A 22,981-nucleotide genomic window follows, 5' to 3' on the forward strand; every position below is an offset into this window, starting at 1 on the left:
GGCCAGCCCTCTCCTGCAAGGTCAGCAGTCGGTCAACCGCAGGAAAATCGCCGCCAACTGCTCGATGCCCGCCTGGTCCTGCTCGCTGAAACGGGCCAGCGACGGGCTGTCCAGATCGAGCACACCCACCAGCAGGCCATCCTTGACCAAGGGCACTACCAGTTCGCTGTTGGAAGCGCTGTCACACGCAATATGGCCCGGGAACGCATGCACATCTTCCACCCGCTGGGTTTGCCGCGATGCCGCCGCCGCGCCGCAGACGCCACGCCCGAAGGGGATACGCACGCAAGCGATCTGGCCCTGGAACGGGCCAAGCACCAGTTCTTCATTGCGATTGAGGTAGAAGCCCGCCCAGTTCAAGTCGTCCAACTGGTTGAACAGGAACGCCGAGAACTGCGCACTGTTGGCGATAAATTCACGCTCATCGGCGAGCAGTGATTCCAGCTGCGCGCAGAGCATGGCATAGCCATCGAGGCCAGTGCCGGCCTGCTGCAAATCGATCATGGTTGACGCTCCAACAACTTGAGACCCACCCAGTAACGGGCAAATTGATACGCGCAACGGCCGTTGCGGTTGCCACGCCCGGTGGCCCAGCGCACGGCCAGGATGTCGAGGGCTTCATCACGCTGCCACTGCAAGCCGGCCTTGCTGGCCAGTTCGCCGATCCAGTGTTCAACCACATCCAGGAAGTGTTCCTGGCTGAACGGGTAGAACGACAACCACAAGCCAAAACGGTCGGACAAGGCGATTTTGTCTTCCACTGCCTCGCTGGGGTGCAACTCACCGTCCACGCGTTTCCAATTGTCATTGTCACTCTGGTTTTCCGGCACCAGGTGACGACGGTTGGAGGTGGCATACAGCAACACGTTTTCCGGCGCTTGCTCAAGGGAGCCATCCAGTACGCTCTTGAGTACGCGATAATCGCCCTCACCCGCTTCGAAAGACAGGTCATCACAGAACAGGATAAACCGCTGCGGCAGCTTGAGCAGTTGCTCGACCACGCGCGGCAGGTCAGCCAAGTGATCACGCTCGATTTCAATCAGGCGCAAACCGGCTTTGGCATGCTGGGCCAGCAAGGCGCGCACCATGGAGGATTTGCCGGTGCCGCGCGAGCCCCACAGCAACGCATGGTTGGCGGGCAGGCCATCGAGAAACTGCTGAGTGTTGCGAGCCAGTTGCTCACGTTGCTTGTCTACGCCGATAAGGTCGGACAGGCGCATGTCCAGGCTCACTTCCAACGGCAGCAAAAAGCCGCTGCGGCCTTCGCGCTGCCAACGGGCGGCGAGGCAATTATTCCAGTCGATGGCTTGACGGGGTGCCGGTAACAGCGGCTCCAGGCGAGCCAAAACCGCGTCGGCCCGCTCAAGAAAGGCATTCAATCGAGAATCCACGATTATTCCTCTGGCAAGTTCTTGCAAAAGATGGCGTATTGGCAACCCTGTGGCAGACCCCACGAGGCTGCGTATAAAACGATTCATGCCGGCCAAGCCAAAGCCTGTGGATGTTCAGCTATGCTTGCCGGGCGAAGGGAAACGTGAAGTGGTTCAACACCCGATGGATATCAAGTTCACCCACCGCTTGTCTTATAAACAAGCTCGATTGACTGTGCTGGTCGGTTTCGTCTTGGGAACCTTGCTCAGCCTGATCCAGATCGGCATTGATTATGCCAGCGAAGACGCCTCGATCAACCGTGAAATACGCTCACTGATCGAAATCAGCCATAACCCTGCCTCACGTATCGCCTACAACATCGATGCCGAGCTCGCCCAGGAACTGACCCTGGGTCTGTTGCACTCGCCGGCCATCACCCATGCGCAACTGGTCGATAACAATGGCGTGGTACTGGCCGACGTGAACCGGCCGCGCAAAGAGAGCGCCTACCGACCCATCAGTGACTTCCTGTTTGGCGCCAACCGCCTGTTCGAAGACCGACTGTTCCTGAGCCACATGCCCGAGGATTCCCTCGGTGTGCTGCGCCTGGACGTCGATACCTACGCCTTTGGCAGCCGTTTCCTGCACCGCGCCGAGATCACCTTGCTCAACGGGTTCGCCCGCAGCCTGCTGCTGACCGGCATTCTGTTGGGGCTGTTTTACGTGATGCTGACGCAACCGCTGGTGCGCATTATCCGTGCTCTCAGCACCAGCAAGCAGGCCCGCCTGGATTGCCCGCCGGGTCACGAAAACGATGAAATCGGCGTGCTGGTGAACGTCGCCAACCAGCAATTCGAAAACATGCAGACCGAAATCCAGCAACGCCAGCATGCCGAGGACCGCCTCACCGAGTACCTGGGTCAACTGGAAGATATTGTCTCGGCACGCACCCTGGAGCTCAAGGCCAGCAACCAGCGCTTGAGCCAATCCAACGATGAACTCGAAGCCGCCAAATTGACCGCGCTGGCCATGGCCCAGGCGCGCGCCGCGTTCCTGGCCAATATGAGCCATGAGATCCGCACGCCGCTCAATGGCTTGCTGGGCATGATCGCACTGTCGCTGGACAGCCCGCTGAACGCCGAACAGCGCCAGCAACTGTCGATCGCCCACGATTCGGGCAAGGTGCTGGTGGAACTGCTTAACGATATCCTCGACCTGTCGAAGTTCGACGCTGGCCAGTTGGAGCTGGAACGCATCCCGTTCGACCTCGGCTCATTGGTGGAAGACACCGCCAACCTGCTGTCGCAGAACGCCGCGCCGAGTGTGGAGTTGACCTGCCTGATCGACCCGCTGTTTCCTGCGCAGGTGATTGGCGACCCGACACGGGTGCGGCAGATCGTCAGCAACCTGCTGTCGAATGCCTTGAAGTTCACCCGCTTTGGCCGCGTGGATGTGCGCCTCAGCGCCCAGGGTGGCCGGGTAAAAATCGAAGTCTGTGACACCGGCATCGGCATTGCCCAGGAAGCGCAGGTGAAGATATTCCAGCCGTTTACCCAGGCAGGCGCAGGTATCACACGCCAGTTCGGCGGCACCGGACTTGGGTTGGCGTTGACGCATAACCTGTGTGAAGCGATGAAGGGCCGCCTGAGCATCAGCTCGGAAGTCGGCTTTGGCAGCCAGTTCTGCGCCGACCTGCCGCTGCCCACACATTTGCCGACCGCACGACAAGCGCCACTGCTGGGCGAAGTCATCGCCATCACCAATACCGGCAGCGGCCTGGCGGAATTGCTCGGCACCTTGCTGCCGGCTTGGGGGCTGGCGCTGCGCTGTTACTCCCAGGATGACGACCTGACCGGGCTGAACCCTGACTTGCTGATCACCGATTGCCCGGAGTGCCTGTTCCGCCTGCGCCCAGGCATCAGCGCGCCGATCTTGCTGGTGACCGCCTATGGCAACTTCATGCCCAGCGAAGAAGTCGCGGCCCTGATGCCGCTGCAGCAACAGGCACGCCCGCTGAGTCGCAATGCGCTGTACCAGATTCTGCAACGCAACCTGCGCAGCGAAGCGCAACTGATCCTCGACCCTGTCCAGATGGACGCCGTGCCCCTCGCCCATCGCGCGCGCATTCTTTTGGTGGAGGACAACCCGGTCAATCAATTGGTCGCCAAGGGCATGCTCAGCAAGCTCGGCTGCGCAGTGATTGTGGCTGCCCACGGCGGCGAGGCGCTCAAGTTGCTGGAGGAGCAGCGCTTCGACATGGTGCTGATGGACTGCAATATGCCGGTAATGGACGGCTACGAGGCCAGCCGGCAGATTCGCCGCAGCGGGCGCTGGCCGGAACTGCCTATCGTCGCCTTGACCGCCAACGCCCTGGCGGAAGAACGCGAGCGCTGCCGGGCGGCGGGAATGGATGATTACCTGGCCAAACCGTTTCGCCGCGAAGAGCTCAAGGCCCTGCTGGACCTGTGGGTGCCGAACTCGACAAGCCTTTGATCTGCGCCAGCAATTGGTCCAGACCATCGCGCAAGACGTCGGCCTGATTGAGGTCGACGCCGCTGTCGCATAACAGCCGGGTTTTCAACGCATGGGCCTGGTCTCTTAGCTGCAAACCCGCCTTGCTCAAACTCAGGTGCATCTCACGCTCGTCCAACGTGCTGCGCTGACGCTTGACCAACGCCAGCTGTTCCAGGCGCTTAAGCAACGGCGTCAGCGTGCCAGAGTCGAGCATCAGGCGCTCGCCCAGGGCTTTAACCGTGGGTTGCGCCGGGGCGGCGGCGTGCCACTCCCACAACACTAGCATCGCCAGATATTGCGGGTAGGTCAGGCCCAACTGATCGAGCATCGGCTTGTAAGCTCGCGTCACTGCGCGGGACGCGGCATAGAGTTTGAAACACAGCTGGTCGTCCAGGGCCAGGGACACACGGGGCACGTCGGTCATTTGAGCAGGGCTTCGATCTCTTGGGTCAGGGCTTCGGGCTTGGTGGTCGGGGCAAAACGCTTGACCAACTTGCCATCACGGCCGATCAGGAACTTGGTGAAGTTCCACTTGATGCGTTGGGAGCCCAGCAGCCCCGGCGCTTGTTTTTTCAGTTGCACGAACAGGGGGTGGGCGTCGCTGCCGTTCACGTCGATCTTCTTGAACAGCGGGAAGCTGACACCGAAGTTCAGCTCGCAGAACTCGGAAATCGCCCCTTCGTTGCCGGGCTCCTGTTTGCCGAACTGATTGCAGGGAAAGCCCAGCACCACCAGACCTTGGTCCTTGTACTGCTGCCACACCTGCTCCAGGCCCTTGTACTGCGGGGTGAAGCCACATTTGCTGGCGGTGTTGACCACCAAAATGGCCTTGCCGGCAAAATCGGCCAAGGTCTTTTGCTCACCCTTGATGGTGGTGCACGGGATGCTCAGCAGGTTGTCGCTCATGGCGGCGCCTCGAATACGGGGAAAGAACTGCAAAGATAGTAGGCAATTCAATTGTGCGCAATTTAATTGACCGCAGTGATGCCTGCACATAGATCGTTCCCACGCTCCGCGTGGGAATGCAGCCCAGAACGCTCTGCGTTCGCTTCTAACGTCGTGACGCGGAGCGTCACAGGAGGCTTCCCACGCGGAGCGTGGGAACGATCAGTCAGCGAGGAACGAGGTCCAGGCACACCGAGTTGATGCAGTAACGCAGGCCGGTCGGTGGTGGGCCGTCCGGGAACACATGCCCCAGGTGCGCGTCGCACTTGGCACAGGTGACTTCGGTACGGATCATGCCGTGGCTGACGTCACGGATCTCGATCATCGCGCTGTCGGCAATCGGCGCGTAGAAACTCGGCCAACCGCAGCCGGAATCAAACTTGGTGGTGGAATCGAACAGCGGCTCATTGCAGCAAATGCAGTGGTACACGCCATCGGTCTTGGTGGCATTGTATTTGCCGCTGAAAGGTCGCTCGGTGCCTTTGAGACGGCACACGTTGTACTGCTCCGGATCGAGCATCGCCTTCCATTCTTCAACGGTTTTCTGCAACTTATCCATCGGTACACCTCGGCAACTGAAAAACCCTGATCTGTGTCTTTTCCATGGATCAGGCGGCACGTATGATTGCGCCTCTTCAAAACGCCAGTCTGGCACCCGCGCTAACGGCATTCAAACGTATTTATGGGTGCAGGCCTCGCAGGATTCGCAGTACGGTAGTGTCCACGCCGTCTGGATCGTTCATTTTCAGGATCACATCGCCATGCAGGTCAGCAAATCGAACAAGCTCGCCAACGTCTGCTACGACATTCGCGGCCCAGTGCTCAAGCACGCCAAACGCCTGGAAGAGGAAGGCCATCGCATCCTCAAGCTGAACATTGGCAACCCGGCGCCTTTTGGTTTCGAAGCGCCGGACGAAATTCTCCAGGACGTGATTCGCAACCTGCCGACTGCCCAGGGCTACAGCGACTCCAAGGGTCTGTTCAGCGCGCGCAAGGCGGTGATGCAGTACTACCAGCAAAAGCAGGTCGAAGGTGTCGGCATCGAAGACATCTACCTGGGCAATGGCGTGTCCGAGCTGATCGTGATGTCCATGCAGGCCTTGCTCAACAACGGCGACGAAGTGCTGGTGCCCGCACCCGACTACCCGCTGTGGACCGCTGCCGTGACCCTGGCCGGCGGCCATCCGGTGCACTACCTGTGCGATGAGGGCGCCGACTGGTTCCCGGACCTGGCCGACATCAAGGCCAAGATCACCCCTAACACCAAGGCCCTGGTGATCATCAACCCGAACAACCCCACCGGCGCCGTCTATTCCAAGGAAGTGCTGCTGGGCATGCTCGAACTGGCGCGCCAGCACAACCTGGTGGTGTTCTCCGACGAGATCTACGACAAGATCCTCTACGACGACGCCGTGCACATCTGCACCGGCTCCCTGGCGCCGGACCTGCTGTGCCTGACCTTCAATGGCCTGTCCAAGTCCTACCGGGTGGCGGGTTTCCGCTCCGGCTGGATCGCCATCTCCGGCCCCAAGCACAATGCCCAGAGCTACATCGAAGGCATCGACATGCTGGCCAATATGCGCCTGTGCGCCAACGTGCCGAGCCAACATGCGATCCAGACCGCACTCGGCGGCTACCAGAGCATCAATGACCTGGTCCTGCCCCAGGGCCGTCTATTGGAACAACGCAACCGCACCTGGGAACTGCTCAACGCAATCCCGGGCGTCAGCTGCGTGAAACCCATGGGCGCGCTGTATGCCTTCCCGCGCATCGACCCGAAAGTCTGCCCGATCCTCAACGACGAGAAATTCGTGCTCGACCTGCTGCTGTCGGAAAAGCTGCTGGTGGTGCAGGGAACGGCGTTCAACTGGCCGTGGCCGGATCACTTCCGCGTGGTGACCTTGCCGCGCGTGGATGACCTGGACATGGCCATTGGTCGCATCGGCAACTTCCTCAAGTCCTATCGCCAGTAATGTAAAAGTCGCTGTACGACCGCCCTCCGGTCGTACAGCGAGTATCTGGCAACACTTCTCTAGCCTGCCTCCCCTCCTCGCTTGCCGCTGCACACCACGGACCGGTCAGCCCCTTGAAACTACAGGGCGCGAAGGCATGAGTGCGGTGATCATGAGTGCCTTTTCAGGTCAGAAATTCCCTTCAGGGCTCTACATTGATGCTGTAGGACACAGTTTGAAATAGTCGCTCGGTTGAATCACCCCAGGCCGCACCTTATATACCCCGCAGTACGCGACATATTAAGCATGAGGAGAATTCTACAACCATGATGCGCATCCTGCTGTTCTTGGCCACTAACCTGGCGGTCGTGCTGATTGCCAGCATCACCCTGAGCCTTTTCGGCTTTAACGGGTTCATGGCGGCCAACGGGGTTGATCTGAACCTCAATCAGCTGTTGGTTTTCTGTGCGGTCTTTGGTTTTGCCGGCTCGCTGTTTTCGCTGTTCATCTCCAAATGGATGGCGAAGATGAGCACCAGCACCCAGGTCATCACCCAGCCACGCACCCGCCATGAGCAATGGTTGCTGCAAACCGTTGAGCAACTGTCTCGCGAGGCCGGCATCAAGATGCCGGAGGTCGGGATCTTCCCAGCCTACGAGGCCAACGCGTTTGCCACCGGCTGGAACAAGAACGACGCACTCGTCGCGGTGAGCCAGGGCATGCTCGAACGCTTCTCCTACGACGAAGTGAAGGCCGTGCTGGCCCACGAGATCGGCCACGTGGCCAATGGCGACATGGTCACCCTGGCGCTGGTACAAGGCGTGGTGAACACCTTCGTGATGTTCTTTGCACGGATCATCGGCAACTTTGTCGACAAGGTGATCTTCAAGAACGAAGGTGGCCGCGGCATCGCTTACTTCGTGGCGACCATCTTCGCTGAAGTGGTGCTGGGCTTCCTGGCCAGCGCGATCACCATGTGGTTCTCGCGCAAACGTGAATTCCGCGCAGACGAAGCCGGCGCCCGCCTGGCCGGCACCGGGGCGATGATCGCAGCGCTGCAACACCTGCGCTCCGAACAGGGCCTGCCGGTTCACATGCCGGACAGCCTGACCGCGTTTGGCATCAACGGTGGCATCAAGCAAGGCTTTGCACGCTTCTTCATGAGCCACCCGCCGCTGGAGGAGCGCATCGACGCGCTGCGTCGTCGGGGCTGATGTGACACAGAAAGGGGCGATTTGATCGCCCCTTTTTTGTGGGTGCTGATAACGCCATCGCGGGCAAGCCCGGCTCCCACATTGGAACGCATTCACTCTGGGAGCCGGGCTTGCCCGCGATGGCGATGCAATAGTCAACGCAGAGTCAGTTGATACACACGCTCCTCCAGCCGCGTAACGCCGTCCTGCACAAACTTCCAGCTCTCGCCCAGGATGTCTTGCTCTTCAAGTACAGTCAGGCTCCAACGCAAGCCCAGCAATACCCTGACTTCTTCGTCAGTCACCGCAAACGGCGGTCCAGCCTTCTGCGTCTGATCATAGTCCAGGGTGATCAGCAGCCCCTTGCAACCTGGACGCAGAAGCGTATTGAGATGCTCAGCGTATTGCGCCCGCATCAGTGGCGGCAAAGCGATCAACGCCGCGCGGTCATAGAGTGCAGTGCAATCGCTCACCGCATCGGCGTCGATGGCGAAGAAGTCGCCGCACCACACCTCGATCAAGCCGCACACATACACCTTGAACGCACCCTGCTGGCGGATATGCGGCGTCAACGATTGCTCATTGAAGAAGGCTTGAACCGCCTGCTCCGACAGTTCGACGCCCATTACGCGATACCCAAGGCTTTCAAGCCAGATCAAATCCAGGCTCTTGCCACACAACGGCACCAGCACTTTCGCAGCATCCGGCAATGCCAGTTTCGGCCAATGCCGCTGCAGGTAAGGGTTGACGTCAGGCAGGTGAAAGCCAATCTGATTGCGCGCCCAGCGCTCTTGCCAAAACTTAGGCTCCATAAATCACTCTGAAAATTCGATCAAAAGGCGCTAAAACTTATATTAGATTTAGATCAATGATCTGATTGAAGATGGGCCCATGTTAACCCTCAGGACCCGACTTATGCTCCCCAGCCTGTTTATCTCCCACGGCTCGCCCATGCTTGCCCTGCAACCCGGCGCCAGTGGCCCGGCGTTGCGGCGTCTGGCGGCTGAACTGCCACGGCCAACAGCGATTGTGGTGGTATCGGCGCATTGGGAAAGCCACGAATTACTCGTCACGGGCAGCGCCGCCCCAGAGACCTGGCACGACTTCGGCGGTTTCCCTGCCGAGCTGTTTGCCGTGCAATACCCGGCGCCGGGCAACCCGCAGCTGGCCGCGCAGATCGTCGAACTGCTGCAAGCCGATGGGCTGGATGCACGAACTGATGAACGCCGTCCCTTTGACCACGGCACTTGGGTGCCGCTGTCACTGATGTACCCGGCGGCAGATATCCCGGTGGTGCAGGTCTCCTTGCCCAGCCGCATGGGCCCGGCGCTGCAAACCCGAGTCGGACAGGCCCTGGCCAGCCTGCGCGAACAAGGTGTGCTGTTAATCGGCTCCGGCAGCATCACCCATAACCTGGGTGAGTTGAACTGGCGCGCCGGGCCAGAGAGCATCGAGCCCTGGGCACGGGATTTTCGTGATTGGGTGGTGGATAAACTTGCCGCCAACGATGAGACGGCCCTGCATGACTACCGCCGCCAGGCGCCGCATGCCGTGCGCAGCCATCCGAGCGATGAGCATTTGTTGCCGTTGTACTTTGCACGGGGGGCCGGCGGTGATTTCAACGTGGCGCATCAGGGGTTCACCTTGGGCGCGCTGGGCATGGACATCTATCGTTTCGGCTAACAGAGATCTAAAGGTGGGAGCTGGCTTGCCTGCGATAGCGGTGGTTCAGTTAGCCTATTTGCCACTGATACACCGCTATCGCAGGCAAGCCAGCTCCCACATTTGATCGGGTGCTGATCCGAAAGAAATGCCAGGCAAAAAAATCCCCGAACCAGTCGGGGATTTTTTATCTGCGATCAATCAGCCCAAGGGCGGATCAATCTTCGCGGTAGCGACGCAGTTTCAGCTGCTTACCGGCAACGCGAGTGTCTTTCAGCTTGGCCAGCAGTTTTTCCAGGCCGTCTTCCGGCAGCTCCACCAGGGAGAAGCTGTCACGCACCTGGATGCGACCGATGGCTTCACGTGCCAGGCCACCCTCGTTGAGGATAGCGCCCAGCAGGTTCTTGGCGGCGATACCATCACGCGCGCCCAGCGCGGTACGGCAACGAGCACGACCTTCAGCCAATGGAACCGGAGCGCGACGCTCACGATCACCACGGTCTGGACGGTCGCCAGTACGCTCTGGACGATCACCGCGTGGCGCGTTGTTCGGTACCAGTGGGCGTTCTTTCTCGATTGCTGCCAGGGTCAGGGCCTGACCATTGGTAGCTTTGCGCAGCAGGGCTGCAGCCAGGGCACGTGGGGTGCAACCGATATCGGCAGTCAGGCGGTCCAGCAGCTCGCCGTGGGTCGATTCAGCGTCAGCCACCAGCGGCGACAAGCTGTTGGTCAGTTTCTTGATGCGAGCATCGAGAACGGCCTGGGCATCCGGCAGGCGGACTTCGGCAACTTTCTGACCGGTTACACGCTCGATCACTTGCAGCATGCGGCGCTCACGTGGAGTCACCAGCAGCAGTGCACGGCCTTCGCGACCGGCACGGCCGGTACGGCCGATACGGTGAACGTAGGACTCTGGATCGTAAGGCATGTCAACGTTGAACACGTGGGTGATACGTGGAACGTCGAGGCCACGGGCGGCAACGTCGGTCGCCACAACGATGTCCAGACGGCCATCCTTGAGGGAGTCGATCACGCGCTCACGTTGGTTCTGGGCAATGTCACCGTTCAGCGCAGCGGCTTTGTAGCCTTTGGCTTCCAGGGCGCTGGCCAGGTCCAGGGTCGCTTGCTTGGTGCGCACGAACATGATCAGGGCGTCGAAGTCTTCGACTTCCAGCAGGCTCAATACAGCCGAGGTCTTCTGGTCAGCGTGAACCAACAGGTGAGCCTGTTCGATCGCGGTAACGGTCTGAGTCTTGGTCTGGATCTTCACGTGTTGCGGATCGCGCAGGTGGCGTTCGGCAATGGCACGGATCGACTGTGGCAGGGTGGCCGAGAACAGTACGGTCTGACGGGTCGGTGGCAGCGCTTTAAAGATGACTTCCAGGTCATCCATGAAGCCCAGCTTCAACATTTCGTCAGCTTCGTCCAGAACCAGGTGGTTCACGGTCGACAGGACTTTCTCGTCACGACGCAGGTGGTCGCACAGACGGCCCGGAGTGGCGACAACGATCTGTGCGCCGTTACGGATTGCTTTCAGTTGTGGGCCCATAGGCGCGCCGCCGTAAACGGCCACAACGGTTACGCCTGGCATTTGCTTGGCGTAGGTTTCAAAAGCGGTTGCTACTTGCAGCGCCAACTCACGGGTTGGCGCCAGGATCAGGGCTTGCGGCTCGCGCTTGGCAGGATCGATGCAGTGCAGGATAGGCAGGGCGAACGCGGCGGTTTTACCGGTACCGGTTTGCGCCTGGCCAATCATGTCTTGGCCGGCCATGATGATCGGAATCGATTGCTGCTGAATAGCCGAAGGTTCTTCGTAGCCGGTCGCAATGACGGCAGCAAGAATGTTCGGGTTAAGATTAAAAGCGGCGAAGCCGCCGGTTTCCTGGGTCATGGGTCTGCCTCTAAGTGCATCCGCAAAGACCCATGCTCCAAAGCTGCGCATGCCGTGTTGAGACTCAAGAGTCGCCCTGGCTGCTTTGTCGGCGGGGATTTGCGAAAACGAATGAATGAAAAAGATTCGTCAAGGGAGAGTCCGCTGTGCGGACGTGCAGCCGAAGCTGACTTCGGGGAATTGCGCTACCTAAACGCGGCCCGGTTAAAGGCCGGCGCGCACTATACCGGAAATAGCTGAAAAAGGGAGCTTTTTTTATCCGAAAGTGCCGATATACCGCGCTGCGTCACAGTCTTTGCGCATACCCGCGCCAAGGTCTATTTTTCAAAGGCCCGGCCCTGTTGGTCACAACACTTAAACGGTTCACCTGTGCATCAAGACCCATTGGTCTAAAACCCTACCCAAGCCCCCGAGGCCACACCCGATGAATCAAGCCAGCAGCAGTCGCGTCAGCCGTGAATTACAGGGTCATGTCCTGCTGTTGGGGCTGGATCGAGTGGCCAAGCGCAATGCCTTTGACCTGGACCTGCTCAATGAGCTGAGCCTGGCCTATGGCGAATTTGATCGAAACGACGACGCTCGCGTGGCCGTGGTATTCGCCCACGGCGAGCACTTTACCGCAGGGCTTGATCTGGCCAATGTCAGTGGCGTGATGTCGGGAGGCTGGCAACCACCCTTGGGCGGCTGCGATCCGTGGGGCGTGTTTGCCGGCCCTCGCGTCAATAAACCGGTGATCGTCGCAGCCCAGGGTTACTGCCTGACCATCGGCATCGAGTTGATGCTGGCAGCGGATATCAACCTCTGCGCCAGCAATACGCGCTTTGCGCAGATGGAAGTACAGCGCGGGATCTTCCCGTTTGGCGGCGCGACCCTGCGCTTTCATCAGATTGCCGGCTGGGGCAACGCGATGCGCTGGCTGCTGACCGGCGATGAATTCGACGCCCATGAGGCGCTGCGTCTGGGGCTGGTGCAGGAAGTGATGGCCAGTGAAGACCTGCTGCCCCGCGCCGTCGAGTTGGCCAACCGCATTGCCCGCCAGGCGCCGCTGGGCGTGCAGGCGACGTTGATGTCGGCGCGCCAGGCGCGCATGGAGGGTGAAACCGTGGCGGCGGCCGGGTTGCAGGGGGTGGTGGAGAAATTGTTGAACAGTGAAGATGCCAAAGAAGGTGTGCGGGCCATGGTTGAGAAGCGGCCGGGGGTGTTCAAGGGCATTTGAGTGGGCTGTGCTGGCCTAATCACGGGCAAGCCCGCTCCCACAGGTGGAATGCATTTCAACCGGAAAATGCTATTCAACTGTGGGAGCCGGGCTTGCCCGCGATGGCGTCAGAACAGGCAACTAGGTCGCCGGCCGAATCGCCTTGATCAACGCCTGCAACGAATACCCCAACCGCGGCGCCAACGCCTCGGCGCGGTCCGACAAAGCGGCCATATCCAGTTCCTGATCCAGCTCCGAAGGCACCAGCAAAATCACATTGCCCTCCTTCACCGGCAGTTCCCAGTAATGCCGGTGATACAACCCGCGCAACAACGCCGCGCCCAATGGTTTACCGTCATCGGTCGCCCACTGGTTGATCACCAGCCAGCCGCCGGGGTTGAGTTTTTTCTGGCAGTTTTCCAGGAAAGTCCAGGCCAGGTGCCCGACGCCTGGGCCAACATCGGTGTACAGGTCGACGAAAATCAAGTCGGCCGACTCGGCGGTATCGAGCAATTGCAGCGCGTCACCAATGCGGATGTACAAGCGCGGGTCGTCATCCAGCCCCAGGTACTCGATGGCCAGGCGCGGCACATCCGGGCGCAGCTCAATGGCCTCGACGTCTTCCAGCGGCAGGAACTTGAGGCACGCCTGGGTCAGCGTGCCGGCGCCCAGGCCGAGGAACAGCGCGCTCTCCGGTTGCTCATGGCACAACGCGCCAATCAACATCGCGCGGGTGTAGTCGTACTCGAGCCAGCTCGGGTCGGCGGTAAACACGCAGCTTTGCTCGATGGCATCGCCAAACTCGAGAAAACGGTAATCGGCCACTTCGAGCACACGGATCATGCCGAAATCATCATGGACTTCGGCCAGCAGGTGCTCGACACGCTCCTCGCTCATCACTACTCCTAAAGGGTTTACCGCACGGCAAAGGCGCGATTGTCGGCCAAGCGGCGGCAACAGGTCACGCACTAATTGCTGCTAACATTGGCGCCCGACCGTCAATCAACCTATCGAGTTCATGATGAGCCAACCCTGGAGCCCCGACAGCTGGCGCGCCCTGCCGATCCAGCAACAACCCCAGTACCCGGACGCTGCGCACTTGCTGCAAGTGGAGCAGAACCTGGCCAGCTACCCGCCACTGGTGTTTGCCGGGGAAGCCCGCGAGCTGCGCCGTCAGTTTGCCGAAGTGACCCAGGGCCGCGCCTTCCTGTTGCAGGGTGGCGACTGCGCCGAGAGCTTTGCCGAGTTTTCTGCGGCAAAAATCCGCGACACCTTCAAGGTGCTGCTGCAGATGGCGATTGTGATGACCTTCGCCGCCGGTTGCCCGGTGGTCAAGGTCGGACGCATGGCCGGCCAGTTCGCCAAGCCGCGTTCGGCCAACGATGAAACCATCGACGGCGTCACCCTGCCCGCCTACCGTGGCGACATCGTCAACGGCATCGGCTTCGACGAAAAAAGCCGTGTGCCGGACCCGGACCGCTTGCTGCAGTCCTACCACCAGTCCACTGCCACCCTGAATTTGCTGCGTGCGTTTGCCCAGGGCGGGTTTGCCGACCTGCATCAGGTGCATAAGTGGAACCTGGACTTTATCGCCAACTCCGCGCTGGCCGAAAAATACAGCCAACTGGCCGACCGCATCGACGAAACCCTGGCGTTCATGCGCGCCTGCGGCATGGACAGCTCGCCGCAATTGCGCGAAACCAGCTTCTTCACCGCCCACGAAGCGCTGCTGCTGAACTACGAACAGGCCTTTGTGCGCCGCGACAGCCTGACCAACGACTACTACGACTGCTCGGCCCATATGCTCTGGATCGGTGACCGCACCCGTCAGCTGGACGGCGCCCACGTCGAGTTCCTGCGCGGGGTCAACAACCCGATCGGGGTCAAGGTCGGCCCGAGCATGAAGCCTGAGGACCTGATTCGCCTGATCGACATCCTCAACCCGGACAACGACCCAGGCCGCCTCAACCTGATTGCGCGCATGGGCGCCGGCAAGGTCGGCGACCACCTGCCCAACCTGATTCGTGCGGTACAGCGCGAGGGCAAGCAGGTGCTGTGGAGTTCGGACCCGATGCATGGCAACACGATCAAGGCCAGCAGCGGCTACAAGACCCGCGACTTTGCGCAGATTCTTGGCGAGGTGAAGGAGTTCTTCCAGGTGCACCAGGCCGAGGGCAGCTATGCCGGCGGGATCCATATCGAGATGACCGGGCAGAACGTCACCGAATGCATCGGCGGCGCGCGGCCGATTACTGAAGATGGCTTGTCTGACCGTTATCACACCCATTGCGACCCACGGATGAATGCCGACCAGTCGCTGGAATTGGCGTTTCTGATTGCCGAAACCTTAAAGCAAGTCAAACGCTGAGGTTTGGGTTGCCTGGGCCGACGCCATCGCGGGCAAGTCGAATCGTCGCACCGCCGCTCCCACAGGGGAATGCATTCCAACAGGGGAATGCAATTTTTATGTGGGAGCGGGCTTGCCCGCGATGGCGTCCTAAAGTCCAACACCCAAGCTGAGCATCGCCACCCGCAGCCGCGCCGCACTCGGCCGCTGGCAGTTGAGCTGCACCTGCTCCAACCCAAGCCAGTCCGCCATCTGCCGCAGATTCAGGGCCAACGCCTGCATCCCTTCCTCATCCAGCCCCGGTTCTTCTTCATGTACCGCGTGCACCGCCAGGCGCCCATTCGCGCGTTCGGCGCGCAGGTCAACCCGGGCGGCGATCCGCTCGTTGTGCAAAAACGGCAGCACGTAGTAGCCGTACACGCGTTTGTCTTGCGGCGTGTAGATCTCCAGCCGGTAACGAAAATCAAACAGACGCTCGGTGCGGCTGCGCTCCCAGATCAATGAATCGAACGGCGACAGCAAAGCGCTTGCCGGCACTTTGCGCGGCACTTTGGGTTCGGGCAGGCAGTACGCTGGCTGTTTCCAGCCTTGTACCTGGCACACCTGCAACTGCCCATCTTCGACCAACTCGGCCAGACGGCCGCGGCTGTCGGCGGGGTCCAGGCGAAAATAGTCGCGCAGGTCTTTTTCGGTGGCGACACCCAATGCGGTTGCGCTGTGCAGCAGCAAGCCGCGCTGAGCCTCGGCTTCGCTCACAGACGCTTGAAGAATGTCGGCGGGAATGACCCGTTCCGGCAAATCATAAAGCCGCTCAAACCCGCGCCGCCCCGCGACGGTGACCAAGCCGGCGGCGAACAGCCATTCCAGCGCGTGTTTTTCATCACTCCAATCCCACCAGGGGCCGGCACGCTCCTCGCGGGTCGACAAACTGCCCGCGCCCAATGCGCCTTGCTGCTCGACAGTGTGCAACACGCGCTGGATGGTGGCTTGCTGCTCACGCCCAAAGCGCGCCATCTGCGAATAGATGCCCTGCCCCAACTTCGCTCGCTCCATGCGCCAGCGCATCAACGGGTACAACGCCATGGGCAGCAAAGAGGCCTCATGGCCCCAATACTCAAACAACGAACGCCGCCGCCCCTGGCTCCAGGCAGCGTGTTCAAGGATCAACGGGGAGTAATGGCCCAAGCGCGAAAACAGCGGCAGGTAATGCGAACGCACCACGGCGTTGACCGAATCGATCTGTAATACGCCCAACCGCTCAATCACACGGTTGAGGTGCGCAGCCTTGATCAGTGCTGGCGCCTGGCGCCCGGAAAAACCCTGGGCCGCCAGTGCCATGCGACGCGCTTGCTTGAGGGAAAACGACAGGTCGGCGGGCATGGTTCTCTCCGTGTGGGCTCACCGACCACCCTACTGCATCCTGGGTTATTTTCGCAGCGGATCTTGCCAGAAATGCAGGTGACGCTCCTGCTCGACATCGCCGCGGTTGAGCCCGATATCCTTAAGCGCCTCATCGCTCAAGCTTGCCAGGGTATGACGCTCTTCATGCAGCGCCTGCCAACGGGAAACCGTGCGCAACAGCCCGGAAAACGGGCGCTTGCCCAACAACACAAAACCTTTCTGACTTTTCATCTTCTCGCCCTCCAGTAGGGATGGCGCAAGTGTGTGCCGGGCCTTATGATCAATCCAACGAATGTTTTTTATGCAATACATCTCGGAGATTGATCAATTGCCCGGCTACCCCAGCATCGACACCGAAGTGCTGCGCACCTTCGTCGCCATCGCCGACCAGGGCGGTTTTACCCGTGCGGGCGAGTTGGTCAACCGCACGCAATCGGCGGTGAGCATGCAGATGAAGCGCCTGGAAGAAGACGTGCTGCAGCGCAAGCTGTTCGAGCGCGATGGCCGCCAAGTAAGGCTCACGCCCGAAGGCCAAGTATTACTGGGTTATGCACGGCGCATCCTGAAACTGCACAGCGAGGTGTTCAACACCCTGCGCGAGCCGCATATGGTCGGATTAGTGCGCATCGGCACGCCGGATGACTACGTGATGCGCTTCCTGCCGGGCATTCTCAAACAGTTTTCCAAGGCCTACCCGCTGATCCAGATCGAGATGCACTGCGAGTCGTCGTCGGTACTGATGCAGCGCAGAGACTTGGCGCTGACCGTCATCAGTCGTGAACCCGGCAAGGAAATCGGCGAGTTGTTGCGTACCGAGCGCATGGTATGGGCGGCCGCGCCGTGCTTCTGCGTGGACGAGCACGAGGCACTGCCCTTGGCAGGTTCCGGTACTGACTGCCTTTACTACCAGTGGACCCGCGCTGCGCTGAATGCGGCCGGGCGTGACTATCGCATGGCCTACCACAGCTCGAATGTGGCGGCGATCCAGGCGGTAGTTAACGCGGGCCTGGCAGTGATGGTGTGCATGGAAAGCCTGGTGACCGACGACTTGCGGATTCTGAGCAGTGACGAAGGTTTCCCGCCACTGCCCTCGATGAACCTGCACTTGTTGCGCAACCCGGCAATGAGCTCGCCGATCACCGAATGCCTGGCGCAATACATCGTCGAAGGCTTCAGACTTTAAAGGTCAACATCACCGCACACACGGCCAGGAAGCCGCAGAACAGCCCGCGCAACATACGCTCCGGCAGCGCGTGGGCGACTTTCACGCCCCAACTGATGCTGAGCAGGCCGCCCACCGCCAGTGGCACGCCGATCATCCAATCCACCTCATGGTGCCAGGCGTAGGTGACCAGCGTCACGCTGGTGCTGGGCAATGCCAGGGCCAGCGACAAGCCTTGCGCAACCACCTGGGTAGTGCCGAACACGCTGGTCAGTACCGGCGTGGCAACCACTGCACCGCCCACGCCGAACAAACCACCCATGGAACCGGACGCGGCACCCAGCACGCCAAGCCACGGCCAGGAATAACGCATTTGCGCAGTCGGCGGTGCGTTGCGGGTAAACAGGCGCAGCAGGTTGTACGCCGCCAGCGCCAGCAAGAACGCGATAAAGCCGATGCGCATGGCCCCGGCGTCCAGGCCCACCGCCCAGATCGAACCGAGCCAGGCAAAGCTGAAGCCCATGACCCCCAGAGGCAACGCGTGACGCAATTCAATCCGGTTACGTTGGTGATAGCGCCACAAGGCCAGCATCACGTTGGGCACGACCATCACCAAGGCCGTGCCTTGGGCAATCTGTTGATCCAGGCCAAACAGCACCCCCAGCACCGGGATTGCGATAAGCCCGCCACCAATGCCAAACAAGCCGCCGACCGTACCGAGCGCTGCGCCCAATACCAGATACATTGCCAAATCCACCACGCTCACCACTCCACAAACCCAAGCCTTGCATGCTACGCAGTCGGCTCTAGCGTGGAAACGCACAGCAACGCACAATGGCTATGCCAATCTCGCATAAGCGTACACCCATGAACCCCAATGCCCTGACTGATCAACTGAGCCTGTTTCTGGACGTATTGGAGACCGGCAGTTTTTCCGCCGCCGCACGCCGCCATCCGCTGACACCCTCGGCGGTGGCGCGCCGCATCGACAGCCTGGAAAGCTCGGTGGGCAGCCGCCTGTTCCAGCGCAGCACCCACGCGGTGGTGCCCACCCCAGCGGGCCTGGCCTTCGCCGAGCGGGCGCGGCGGATCGTCAGCGAGTTGCAACTGGCCCGCGCCGAGGCTGTGTCCTTGAGCCATGCGCCGGAAGGTCTGATCCGGGTGGACGCCCCCGCCGCCTTTGGTCGACGGCATTTGGCGCCGGTAATTGCCGACTTTTTGAACGTGTACCCAGGGCTGGACGTGCACCTGCACTTGATCGACAGCTTTGTCGATATGCAGGGCGCGCACTTGGGCAAAGTCGATCTGGTGCTGCGCGCCGGGCATATCGTTGACACGCGCCTGGTGGCCACGCCCCTGGCGAGCATTGTGCGCATCGCCTGCGCCAGCCCGGCCTACCTCAAAAACCGTGGCACGCCGCGCCATCCACGTGAGCTGAGCGAGCATGATGGCCTGGACTGGGACGGCCTGGCGCCGATGTTCGCCTGGCGCTTCGAGCTGGATGGGCGCCGCACCCTGTACCGGCCGCGCCGGATCCGCATGAGCGCCAACAATGCCGAAGCCCTGCTGTCCGGCGCCCTCGCCGGGCTGGGCATTGCCCACCTGCCCACGTGGCTGGCCAGCGAATACCTGGTGCGCGGCGAACTGGTGCCACTGTTTTGCGAAAACGGTTTGCCCAGCCCGGAAACCGCCGGTATCTACGCGTTGCGCCTGGAACAGCAACCGAATGCCCGCAGCCGCTTGTTGCTGGAATACCTCAAATCGCGTTTCAGCCCCGTGCCGCCGTGGGATCTGGCGCTGCAGAGCGGCTTGGTCTGACCGGTGCGCCAGAATTATCTGGCGCATTAAAGATTTGCCCGCTAGATTCTGGGCATACACGCTTTTTAAGGCAGCACCATGAGCAAAAATCCCGACCCGTGCGAAAACCTGATGCTGGACAACCAGCTGTGTTTCGCCCTGCACTCCACGTCGCTGCTTATGACCAAGGTCTACAAGCCCCTGTTGCAAGCCCTCGGCCTGACCTACCCGCAGTACTTGGCCATGATGGTGCTGTGGGAAGAGGATGGCTTGACCGTCGGCGAAATCAGCCACCGCTTGCTCACCGACCCGGGCTCCCTCACGCCATTGCTCAAACGCCTGGAGGCCGAAGGCCTGCTCAGCCGCACCCGTAAGCGCGAAGATGAGCGGGTGGTGGTGGTGGAACTGACTGAAGCGGGGCGTGCCTTGCAGGTAAAGGCAATGGGGATTCCGCAATGCATCCTTGGGGCGAGCGGCTTGCAGCTTGAGCAGTTGCGCAAGCTGCAGGCGGATCTGGTTGCGTTGCGTAGCAATTTGCAGAACGCGGTCTGACGCAAATTTCCAAGCACTAAAAATTTACATGTGGGAGCGGGCTTGCCCGCGATAGCGGTGGATCAGTTAGCACATCTGGCGACTGACACACCGCTATCGCGAGCAAGCCCGCTCCCACATTTGTTTTTTTGAACCCATCAAATATTTTTTATATTTATCTTGCGCACTAAATATTAGCGCTATATATTCGCCTCACCAACTACTTAGCGCGCAAACATTTAGCGCTAAAAACCAAGAGGAAAATACCATGCAAACGCTCTATACCGCAGTAGCCACCGCCACCGGCGGCCGTGATGGTCGTGCTGTTTCCAGCGACAACATCCTCGACGTCAAACTCTCCACCCCTAAAGAACTCGGCGGCGCTGGCGGCCAGGCCACCAACCCGGAGCAACTGTTTGCCGCCGGCTATTCGGCCTGCTTTATCGGCGCGCTGAAATTCGTTGCCAGCCAGACAAAACGCAAAATCCCGGATGACGCCTCGATCACCGCCCACGTCGGCATCGGCCAAATCCCCGGCGGTTTCGGCCTGGATATCGATCTGCACATCAGCCTGCCTGGCCTGGCACAAGACGAGGCGCAAAGCCTGGTCGACGCCGCGCATCAGGTGTGCCCGTACTCCAACGCCACCCGTGGCAACGTCGATGTACGCCTGCATGTAACGGTCTGATTTACACACGCGCACAAAAAAGCCCGACGCTAGGTCGGGCTTTTTTTGTCGTACGGTTGGGCCAGAATTACTTCTTGGCGCGACCTTTGTACGAACCACCTTCACGGGTGTCAATCTCGATCATGTCGTCGATTTCGATGAAATCAGCAACTTGCAGCTCGGTACCGTTAGCCAGTTTGGCAGGCTTCATCACCTTGCCCGAAGTGTCGCCGCGAGCGGAACCTTCGGTGTAGGCAACTTTACGCACGATGGTGGTTGGCAGCTCTACGGAAACCAGACGGTCTTCGAAGAAGATCGCTTCGCAGACGTCTTCCATACCTTCTTCGATGAACGGCAGAACGGCTTCGATATCTTCAGCGTTCAGCTCGTACATGGTGTAGTCGGTGGTGTCCATGAACGTGTAGGTGTCGCCGCTGATGAAGGACAGGGTCGCTTCTTTGCGGTCGAGGATCACGTCTTCCAGTTTGTCATCGGCGCTGTAGACGATCTCGGTCTTGTAGCCGGTCAGCAGGTTCTTCAGCTTGGTCTTCATGATTGCGCTGTTACGACCAGACTTGGTGAACTCAGCTTTCTGAACCAACCAAGGGTCGTTTTCGAGCTTGATGACGGTACCGGGTTTCAGCTCTTTACCAGTTTTCATTGCGTATATCCGAAATTTGGATGGGATTTACAAAAATCAAGGTGGCGTATCATATCCAACTTTCATAAAACTGTACCAGCGCCGTAGCAAGATCGGCCTGCAAGCCTTGTTCCAGACACCACGTTTGCGCGTGCTGGTGCACCTCCGGCCAGTGTTCCATGAGCATTTTCCACGCTTGTGTCATATCGCCATCAGCGTTCCAGGCTTGCCACAGGGTCACGACAGCGACCTTGGCGGCGGGCGATAAGGCGGCGGTGTAGAGCGTCAGGAAAGCATCGAGCTTGTCCAGATGGATGTCTTCGTCCTGGCGGTAGATGTGCCACAGTAACGGCCGCCCGGCCCATTGGGCACGCACGAACGAGTCTTCGCCGCGCACGGCGTTGAAGTCGCAGCACCACAGCAGGCGGTCATATTGTTCCTGGCGCACGAACGGCAGCACCTGCACGGTCAGCGTCTCACGCTGATGCACATCGCCCACCGCCAGCGCCTCGACCCCGAGCCAGCGCTGCACGTCGCCGAGAATGCGGCCTTCGGGCACCAGCAGATGAGTGGCATGCCCATCCGTCGCCAACACGTCCAGCCAGCTGGCGAGCCCGGCATTTTCATAGGCAAACAGCGACATCAGCCGCGCACCCGCTACCGGAACGATGCCCATCGACTGCAGGAATTGGTGTTGCGCTGCGCCGTCTTGCTGGAATGCCTGACGCTGCTTTAATAACCCGCCTTCGCGTAACAGCCCGCCCGTGCCCGGACGAAACCCCGGAAAGAAGAAGTACTTTTGCACGCCCTTGAACTTCACCGACGGCAGGCGGTGGCAGCCCACCACCCAGTCTTCGGCGCTGAGGTAATCGAGGTTCATCCACAGGGGCGTGCGTTCGCACGCGGCCATGGCTTCCATATAGTCGGGCGGCAACTGGCAGGCAAAGGCGGCGATCACCACGTCGGCTGACGGTGTTGGCGACCAGTGTGCCGGCCAGTAGCGCACTTCAACGCCCTCTTGCCATTGCTGATCCAACTGCACATCGATCGCGGGGCACATGCGCTCAAAGGCGCGCAGGTCATCGACCCACAAGCGCACTTCGCAGCCATGCTCCACCACCAATTGCCGGGCCAGGCGCCAGGTCACGCCGATGTCGCCGTAGTTGTCGACGACGCTGCAAAAAATATCCCAGCGGGCTTTCATTCCGGGCTCCAACATTCAAAGGCTCGATTGTCCGCATAAATGCGCCGATGCAGAAGGCTTGATCACGATTATTCTGCACAGTGGCTGTGCGACAATCGCCGCTCTGCCGCTAATGCCCGCCAGGAGGCCATCATGTCTGAACGTCCGTTGTCGCTGTTCAAGCTCAGTGCTGCCGTGGCTTTTGGCCTGTGGCTGGGGTTTATCGCCATTGTGCTGACCGCCTGGCTGGCCTCGCGCTACCTGTTCCCGCAAAGCTTCGCTCCCGTGGCTCAGGCGGTTCAACAATTGGCAAAACCGGCGGCTGTGGCACCGGAGCCGCCGAACCGAATGTTTGAGCAATACACCGAGAACCTGCGCAAACAGGAACAGCAACAAACCCTGGACCAGGCGCGCAACAATGCGCGCAACCTGTCCAACCCCAAATGCCAGTTCTGGCTGCAACAAGACCAGAACGCGCCCAATGAAAAGAGCAAGGCGAATGTCCTGCAATTTTGCGAATGACCCAGCAC

Annotated in this window: 24 protein-coding genes; 11 read left to right on the forward strand and 13 right to left on the reverse strand. The window is 60.3% G+C overall.

Annotated features, from left to right (window positions below):
• Positions 1–21 precede the first annotated feature (21 nt).
• Entirely contained in the window at positions 22–504 is a 483-nt protein-coding gene (gene msrC / locus P5706_RS23470; protein WP_285682083.1) for a free L-methionine (R)-S-oxide reductase MsrC, read from the reverse strand.
• A complete protein-coding gene (locus P5706_RS23475; protein WP_138816083.1) occupies positions 501–1,391 on the reverse strand; it encodes an ATP-binding protein in 891 nt (296 codons plus the stop codon). Before P5706_RS23475 ends, msrC begins: the two co-directional genes overlap by 4 nt.
• A gap of 163 nt (positions 1,392–1,554) precedes the next feature.
• On the opposite strand from P5706_RS23475, the gene P5706_RS23480 reads away from it, so the two are divergent.
• Entirely contained in the window at positions 1,555–3,864 is a 2,310-nt protein-coding gene (locus tag P5706_RS23480) for a hybrid sensor histidine kinase/response regulator (protein WP_285682086.1), read from the forward strand.
• Here the strand turns inward: P5706_RS23480 and P5706_RS23485 are convergent.
• The 3 genes from P5706_RS23485 to msrB all read right to left on the reverse strand — a co-directional run bounded on the left by P5706_RS23485 (position 3,818) and on the right by msrB (position 5,389).
• Positions 3,818–4,309, reverse strand: a complete 492-nt coding sequence (locus P5706_RS23485; RefSeq protein ID WP_200432761.1) for a MarR family winged helix-turn-helix transcriptional regulator — start codon at positions 4,307–4,309, stop codon at positions 3,818–3,820. The genes P5706_RS23480 and P5706_RS23485 overlap by 47 nt on opposite strands.
• Positions 4,306–4,791: a glutathione peroxidase gene (locus P5706_RS23490; protein ID WP_065912391.1), complete on the reverse strand. Its 486-nt coding sequence runs from the start codon at positions 4,789–4,791 to the stop codon at positions 4,306–4,308. Before P5706_RS23490 ends, P5706_RS23485 begins: the two co-directional genes overlap by 4 nt.
• 205 nt (positions 4,792–4,996) lie before the next feature.
• Complete coding sequence (gene msrB, locus P5706_RS23495; protein ID WP_200432762.1) at positions 4,997–5,389, reverse strand: peptide-methionine (R)-S-oxide reductase MsrB; 393 nt, start codon at positions 5,387–5,389, stop codon at positions 4,997–4,999.
• A 202-nt stretch (positions 5,390–5,591) separates the two neighbouring features.
• On the opposite strand from msrB, the gene P5706_RS23500 reads away from it, so the two are divergent.
• Positions 5,592–6,803, forward strand: a complete 1,212-nt coding sequence (locus P5706_RS23500; RefSeq protein WP_017136168.1) for a pyridoxal phosphate-dependent aminotransferase — start codon at positions 5,592–5,594, stop codon at positions 6,801–6,803.
• Positions 6,804–7,108: 305 nt separating this feature from the next.
• Complete coding sequence (gene htpX, locus P5706_RS23505) at positions 7,109–7,996, forward strand: protease HtpX (protein ID WP_200432764.1); 888 nt, start codon at positions 7,109–7,111, stop codon at positions 7,994–7,996.
• A 134-nt stretch (positions 7,997–8,130) separates the two neighbouring features.
• Here the strand turns inward: htpX and P5706_RS23510 are convergent, their stop codons facing one another.
• Positions 8,131–8,787 (reverse strand): thiopurine S-methyltransferase, encoded by a 657-nt coding sequence (locus tag P5706_RS23510; protein WP_285682091.1) that lies wholly within the window; start codon positions 8,785–8,787, stop codon positions 8,131–8,133.
• Between the two features lie 103 nt (positions 8,788–8,890).
• On the opposite strand from P5706_RS23510, the gene P5706_RS23515 reads away from it, so the two are divergent.
• Positions 8,891–9,658 carry a DODA-type extradiol aromatic ring-opening family dioxygenase gene (locus P5706_RS23515; protein WP_285682093.1) on the forward strand — a complete coding sequence of 256 codons (768 nt, stop codon included), beginning with the start codon at positions 8,891–8,893 and terminating at the stop codon, positions 9,656–9,658.
• Between the two features lie 196 nt (positions 9,659–9,854).
• Here the strand turns inward: P5706_RS23515 and P5706_RS23520 are convergent, their stop codons facing one another.
• Positions 9,855–11,528, reverse strand: coding sequence for a DEAD/DEAH box helicase (locus P5706_RS23520; protein WP_053255160.1), 1,674 nt, complete (start codon positions 11,526–11,528; stop codon positions 9,855–9,857).
• A 424-nt stretch (positions 11,529–11,952) separates the two neighbouring features.
• On the opposite strand from P5706_RS23520, the gene P5706_RS23525 reads away from it, so the two are divergent.
• Positions 11,953–12,744 carry a crotonase/enoyl-CoA hydratase family protein gene (locus P5706_RS23525; RefSeq protein WP_200432767.1) on the forward strand — a complete coding sequence of 264 codons (792 nt, stop codon included), beginning with the start codon at positions 11,953–11,955 and terminating at the stop codon, positions 12,742–12,744.
• 120 nt (positions 12,745–12,864) lie between these two features.
• Here P5706_RS23525 and P5706_RS23530 read toward each other — a convergent pair whose 3' ends face one another.
• On the reverse strand, positions 12,865–13,620 hold the full coding sequence (locus P5706_RS23530; RefSeq protein WP_285682096.1) for a spermidine synthase: 756 nt from the start codon (positions 13,618–13,620) through the stop codon (positions 12,865–12,867).
• A 124-nt stretch (positions 13,621–13,744) separates the two neighbouring features.
• Between P5706_RS23530 and P5706_RS23535 the strand changes: the two genes are divergently transcribed.
• Entirely contained in the window at positions 13,745–15,091 is a 1,347-nt protein-coding gene (locus tag P5706_RS23535) for a class II 3-deoxy-7-phosphoheptulonate synthase (protein WP_200432769.1), read from the forward strand.
• Positions 15,092–15,220: 129 nt separating this feature from the next.
• Here the strand turns inward: P5706_RS23535 and P5706_RS23540 are convergent, their stop codons facing one another.
• Positions 15,221–16,450, reverse strand: coding sequence for a winged helix-turn-helix domain-containing protein (locus P5706_RS23540; protein ID WP_285682099.1), 1,230 nt, complete (start codon positions 16,448–16,450; stop codon positions 15,221–15,223).
• 45 nt (positions 16,451–16,495) lie between these two features.
• Positions 16,496–16,702: a DUF1127 domain-containing protein gene (locus P5706_RS23545; protein WP_244657834.1), complete on the reverse strand. Its 207-nt coding sequence runs from the start codon at positions 16,700–16,702 to the stop codon at positions 16,496–16,498.
• Between the two features lie 70 nt (positions 16,703–16,772).
• Between P5706_RS23545 and P5706_RS23550 the strand changes: the two genes are divergently transcribed.
• Positions 16,773–17,654, forward strand: coding sequence for a LysR family transcriptional regulator (locus P5706_RS23550; RefSeq protein WP_285682102.1), 882 nt, complete (start codon positions 16,773–16,775; stop codon positions 17,652–17,654).
• Here the strand turns inward: P5706_RS23550 and P5706_RS23555 are convergent.
• Positions 17,644–18,393 (reverse strand): sulfite exporter TauE/SafE family protein, encoded by a 750-nt coding sequence (locus P5706_RS23555; protein ID WP_200432773.1) that lies wholly within the window; start codon positions 18,391–18,393, stop codon positions 17,644–17,646. The genes P5706_RS23550 and P5706_RS23555 overlap by 11 nt on opposite strands.
• 107 nt (positions 18,394–18,500) lie before the next feature.
• On the opposite strand from P5706_RS23555, the gene P5706_RS23560 reads away from it, so the two are divergent.
• From P5706_RS23560 to P5706_RS23570, 3 genes are all read left to right on the forward strand, one after another.
• Positions 18,501–19,451, forward strand: coding sequence for a LysR family transcriptional regulator (locus P5706_RS23560; protein WP_285682104.1), 951 nt, complete (start codon positions 18,501–18,503; stop codon positions 19,449–19,451).
• A gap of 78 nt (positions 19,452–19,529) precedes the next feature.
• On the forward strand, positions 19,530–19,982 hold the full coding sequence (locus P5706_RS23565) for a MarR family winged helix-turn-helix transcriptional regulator (protein ID WP_285682106.1): 453 nt from the start codon (positions 19,530–19,532) through the stop codon (positions 19,980–19,982).
• A 247-nt stretch (positions 19,983–20,229) separates the two neighbouring features.
• Positions 20,230–20,649: an organic hydroperoxide resistance protein gene (locus P5706_RS23570; protein ID WP_056857183.1), complete on the forward strand. Its 420-nt coding sequence runs from the start codon at positions 20,230–20,232 to the stop codon at positions 20,647–20,649.
• 67 nt (positions 20,650–20,716) lie between these two features.
• On the opposite strand, the gene P5706_RS23575 is transcribed toward P5706_RS23570, so the two are convergent.
• Together P5706_RS23575 and earP are read right to left on the reverse strand one after the other, a co-directional pair.
• Positions 20,717–21,289 (reverse strand): elongation factor P, encoded by a 573-nt coding sequence (locus P5706_RS23575; RefSeq protein ID WP_053255151.1) that lies wholly within the window; start codon positions 21,287–21,289, stop codon positions 20,717–20,719.
• A gap of 49 nt (positions 21,290–21,338) precedes the next feature.
• Positions 21,339–22,472, reverse strand: a complete 1,134-nt coding sequence (earP, locus tag P5706_RS23580) for an elongation factor P maturation arginine rhamnosyltransferase EarP (protein ID WP_285682108.1) — start codon at positions 22,470–22,472, stop codon at positions 21,339–21,341.
• A 132-nt stretch (positions 22,473–22,604) separates the two neighbouring features.
• Here earP and P5706_RS23585 point away from each other — a divergent pair, with 132 nt between their 5' ends.
• Positions 22,605–22,973 carry a hypothetical protein gene (locus tag P5706_RS23585; protein ID WP_200432778.1) on the forward strand — a complete coding sequence of 123 codons (369 nt, stop codon included), beginning with the start codon at positions 22,605–22,607 and terminating at the stop codon, positions 22,971–22,973.
• Positions 22,974–22,981 lie beyond the last annotated feature (8 nt).

The sequence above is a fragment of the Pseudomonas sp. ChxA genome (assembly GCF_030263855.1).
Lineage (GTDB): Bacteria > Pseudomonadota > Gammaproteobacteria > Pseudomonadales > Pseudomonadaceae > Aquipseudomonas > Aquipseudomonas fluorescens_CB.

Excerpts from the sequence above, each read along its gene's own strand:
- P5706_RS23510 (WP_285682091.1), bottom strand. The coding sequence starts at position 8,787 with ATGGAGCCTAAGTTTTGGCAAGAGCGCTGGGCGCGCAATCAGATTGGC.
- htpX (WP_200432764.1), top strand. The coding sequence starts at position 7,109 with ATGATGCGCATCCTGCTGTTCTTGGCCACTAACCTGGCGGTCGTGCTG.
- P5706_RS23585 (WP_200432778.1), top strand. The coding sequence starts at position 22,605 with ATGTCTGAACGTCCGTTGTCGCTGTTCAAGCTCAGTGCTGCCGTGGCT.
- P5706_RS23545 (WP_244657834.1), bottom strand. The coding sequence starts at position 16,702 with ATGAAAAGTCAGAAAGGTTTTGTGTTGTTGGGCAAGCGCCCGTTTTCC.
- P5706_RS23565 (WP_285682106.1), top strand. The coding sequence starts at position 19,530 with ATGAGCAAAAATCCCGACCCGTGCGAAAACCTGATGCTGGACAACCAG.
- P5706_RS23490 (WP_065912391.1), bottom strand. The coding sequence starts at position 4,791 with ATGAGCGACAACCTGCTGAGCATCCCGTGCACCACCATCAAGGGTGAG.
- P5706_RS23560 (WP_285682104.1), top strand. The coding sequence starts at position 18,501 with ATGAACCCCAATGCCCTGACTGATCAACTGAGCCTGTTTCTGGACGTA.
- P5706_RS23520 (WP_053255160.1), bottom strand. The coding sequence starts at position 11,528 with ATGACCCAGGAAACCGGCGGCTTCGCCGCTTTTAATCTTAACCCGAAC.
- P5706_RS23525 (WP_200432767.1), top strand. The coding sequence starts at position 11,953 with ATGAATCAAGCCAGCAGCAGTCGCGTCAGCCGTGAATTACAGGGTCAT.
- P5706_RS23570 (WP_056857183.1), top strand. The coding sequence starts at position 20,230 with ATGCAAACGCTCTATACCGCAGTAGCCACCGCCACCGGCGGCCGTGAT.
- P5706_RS23535 (WP_200432769.1), top strand. The coding sequence starts at position 13,745 with ATGAGCCAACCCTGGAGCCCCGACAGCTGGCGCGCCCTGCCGATCCAG.
- P5706_RS23515 (WP_285682093.1), top strand. The coding sequence starts at position 8,891 with ATGCTCCCCAGCCTGTTTATCTCCCACGGCTCGCCCATGCTTGCCCTG.
- P5706_RS23485 (WP_200432761.1), bottom strand. The coding sequence starts at position 4,309 with ATGACCGACGTGCCCCGTGTGTCCCTGGCCCTGGACGACCAGCTGTGT.
- P5706_RS23530 (WP_285682096.1), bottom strand. The coding sequence starts at position 13,620 with ATGAGCGAGGAGCGTGTCGAGCACCTGCTGGCCGAAGTCCATGATGAT.
- P5706_RS23575 (WP_053255151.1), bottom strand. The coding sequence starts at position 21,289 with ATGAAAACTGGTAAAGAGCTGAAACCCGGTACCGTCATCAAGCTCGAA.
- P5706_RS23500 (WP_017136168.1), top strand. The coding sequence starts at position 5,592 with ATGCAGGTCAGCAAATCGAACAAGCTCGCCAACGTCTGCTACGACATT.
- earP (WP_285682108.1), bottom strand. The coding sequence starts at position 22,472 with ATGAAAGCCCGCTGGGATATTTTTTGCAGCGTCGTCGACAACTACGGC.
- P5706_RS23480 (WP_285682086.1), top strand. The coding sequence starts at position 1,555 with ATGGATATCAAGTTCACCCACCGCTTGTCTTATAAACAAGCTCGATTG.
- msrC (WP_285682083.1), bottom strand. The coding sequence starts at position 504 with ATGATCGATTTGCAGCAGGCCGGCACTGGCCTCGATGGCTATGCCATG.
- P5706_RS23550 (WP_285682102.1), top strand. The coding sequence starts at position 16,773 with ATGCAATACATCTCGGAGATTGATCAATTGCCCGGCTACCCCAGCATC.
- msrB (WP_200432762.1), bottom strand. The coding sequence starts at position 5,389 with ATGGATAAGTTGCAGAAAACCGTTGAAGAATGGAAGGCGATGCTCGAT.
- P5706_RS23540 (WP_285682099.1), bottom strand. The coding sequence starts at position 16,450 with ATGCCCGCCGACCTGTCGTTTTCCCTCAAGCAAGCGCGTCGCATGGCA.